At 68.8% G+C, this 240-nt stretch carries 1 protein-coding gene; it reads right to left on the minus strand.

The genetic code is table 11. The annotated features are described in order from the left end of the window. On the minus strand, positions 1-240 hold a 240-nt coding region (locus TD18_RS17085), incomplete at both ends, for an ATP-binding cassette domain-containing protein (RefSeq protein ID WP_152611409.1).

Genomic DNA, 240 nt, shown 5'->3' on the forward strand with positions numbered 1-240 from the left:
CTGCGGGTCACGGTACAAGGCACGGGCGATGCCGATGCGCTGGCGCTGACCGCCCGAGAGGCGCGTACCGCGTTCGCCGACGAGCGTCTCCAAGCCCTCGGGCAAGCTGTCGAGCAGGCCACCGAGGGCCGCACGCTCGAGACACTCGCGCACCTTCGCCTCGTCACGTTCCTCCGCCGTTAGGCCGAAGGCCACGTTGCCCGCCAACGTCGAATCGGTGATGTAGACGTCCTGAGGGAC

Origin of the sequence: Psychroserpens mesophilus (assembly GCF_000826645.1) — a bacterium.
Lineage (GTDB): Bacteria > Bacteroidota > Bacteroidia > Flavobacteriales > Flavobacteriaceae > Psychroserpens > Psychroserpens mesophilus.